The 2,500-nt window shown below is 54.3% G+C and carries 1 tRNA gene and 2 rRNA genes (1 of these 3 cut by a window edge); all 3 read left to right on the top strand.

Annotated elements, in window-relative coordinates:
* A 23S ribosomal RNA gene (locus B6V75_RS18340) occupies nt 1-2,025 on the top strand (it extends 808 nt beyond the left edge of the window).
* An 88-nt stretch (nt 2,026-2,113) separates the two neighbouring features.
* Nucleotides 2,114-2,228, top strand: a 5S ribosomal RNA gene (gene rrf, locus B6V75_RS18335).
* A gap of 195 nt (nt 2,229-2,423) precedes the next feature.
* Nucleotides 2,424-2,500 (top strand) — tRNA-Met (locus B6V75_RS18330).

Genomic DNA, 2,500 nt, shown 5'->3' with positions numbered 1-2,500 from the left:
CAATCAAATCTGGAGATAGCTGGTTCTCCGCGAAAGCTATTTAGGTAGCGCGTCGATTGTATTCTCCCGGGGGTAGAGCACTGCATGGATGATGGGGGCCCACAGCCTTACTGAGTCTAAGCAAACTCCGAATACCGGGAAGAACTGATCGGCAGACACACGGCGGGTGCTAACGTCCGTCGTGGAGAGGGAAACAACCCTGACCAACAGCTAAGGCCCCCAATTCATGGCTAAGTGGGAAAGCATGTGAGACTTCCAAAACAACCAGGAGGTTGGCTTAGAAGCAGCCATCCTTTAAAGATAGCGTAACAGCTCACTGGTCTAGTCAAGAGGTCTTGCGGCGAAGATGTAACGGGGCTCAAGCCATGAGCCGAAGCTTTGGATGCACAGTGATGTGCGTGGTAGCGGAGCGTTCTGTGATATAGAACGCTGCCTCCTTACTCCCCACGGGGATATTGGAGGCAATGTTCTGACTGTGAAGCCGGGCTGTAAGGCATCCGGTGGAGTGATCAGAAGTGAGAATGTTGACATGAGTAGCGACAAACAGGGTGAGAGACCCTGTCGCCGAAAGTCCAAGGGTTCCTGCTTAAAGCTAATCTGAGCAGGGTAAGCCGGCCCCTAAGGCGAGGCCGAAAGGCGTAGTCGATGGGAACCAGGTTAATATTCCTGGGCCATGTGGTGGTGACGGATCTGAGCCGTTGTTCGATCTTATCGGATTGATCGGGCAGCCAACAGGTTCCTGGAAATAGCCCCACTATCGGACCGTACCCGAAACCGACACAGGTGGACTGGTAGAGAATACCAAGGCGCTTGAGAGAACCACGTTTAAGGAACTCGGCAAAATGCCTCCGTAAGTTCGCGAGAAGGAGGCCCGCTTCGTACGCAAGTATGGGGCGGGGGCACAAACTAGGGGGTGGCGACTGTTTACTTAAAACACAGGGCTGTGCGAAGCCGTAAGGCGACGTATACAGTCTGACGCCTGCCCGGTGCCGGAAGGTTAAAAGGAGGAGTGCAAGCTCCGAATTGAAGCCCCGGTAAACGGCGGCCGTAACTATAACGGTCCTAAGGTAGCGAAATTCCTTGTCGGGTAAGTTCCGACCTGCACGAATGGCGTAACGATCTCCCCGCTGTCTCAAACGTGGACTCAGCGAAATTGAACTGTGTGTCAAGATGCACACTACCCGCGGTTAGACGGAAAGACCCCATGAACCTTTACTATAGCTTCGCACTGGCATCAGGCATGTGATGTGCAGGATAGGTGGTAGGCTTTGAAACGGGGACGCCAGTCTCCGTGGAGCCATCCTTGAGATACCACCCTTCGCCTGCTTGATGTCTAACCGCGGTCCCTTATCGGGATCCGGGACCCTGCGTGGTGGGTAGTTTGACTGGGGCGGTCGCCTCCCAAAGTGTAACGGAGGCGCGCGAAGGTTGGCTCAGACCGGTCGGAAATCGGTCGTTGAGTGCAATGGCAGAAGCCAGCCTGACTGCAAGACTGACAAGTCGAGCAGAGACGAAAGTCGGCCATAGTGATCCGGTGGTCCCGAGTGGAAGGGCCATCGCTCAACGGATAAAAGGTACTCTGGGGATAACAGGCTGATGATGCCCAAGAGTCCATATCGACGGCATCGTTTGGCACCTCGATGTCGGCTCATCTCATCCTGGGGCTGGAGCAGGTCCCAAGGGTACGGCTGTTCGCCGTTTAAAGAGGTACGTGAGCTGGGTTTAGAACGTCGTGAGACAGTTCGGTCCCTATCTGCCGTGGGTGTAGGATACTTGAGAAGAGTTGCCCCTAGTACGAGAGGACCGGGGTGAACGGACCACTGGTGGACCAGTTATCGTGCCAACGGTAGTGCTGGGTAGCTATGTCCGGACAGGATAACCGCTGAAAGCATCTAAGCGGGAAGCCCCCTTCAAAACTAGGTATCCCTTGAGGGCCGTGGAAGACCACCACGTCGATAGGCTGGAGATGTAAGCGCGGCAACGCGTTCAGTTGACCAGTACTAATTGCCCGATTGGCTTGATTTGATCCGGTAGTAGCCAGACCTCTGGTAACCGATCAAACAGCATGCACAATACAACGTGTACGACTTGAACTTCATCGCTTCTTCCTCGGTTTGGTGGTCATAGCACGAGCAAAACACCCGGCTCCATTCCGAACCCGGCCGTTAAGTGCCGTCGCGCCAATGGTACTGCGTCTTAAGACGTGGGAGAGTAGGTCACCGCCAAACCTAGAAAGAAGCGACGAAAAACTTCATCTCTCAAAAAACGATGACAAACAAAATCCCGATCGCAAACACTAAATGCCCTCGGGAATAAACGCGGGATCGAGCACCCCGCAAGCGAGACAAACTCTACTCGAGAGTTTGAAAAACGCGATCGCCGCGTCAGGCTCATAACCTGACAAAAGGCAAAAGCTCAACGGACGCGGGATGGAGCAGCCCGGTAGCTCGTCAGGCTCATAACCTGAAGGTCGTAGGTTCAAATCCTACTCCCGCAACCA

The sequence above is a fragment of the Thioclava sp. F1Mire-8 genome (genome assembly GCF_002213165.1).
GTDB lineage: Bacteria > Pseudomonadota > Alphaproteobacteria > Rhodobacterales > Rhodobacteraceae > Thioclava > Thioclava nitratireducens.
Note: the sequence above shows the minus strand (reverse complement) of the source record. Positions and strands in the feature narration are given on the sequence as shown.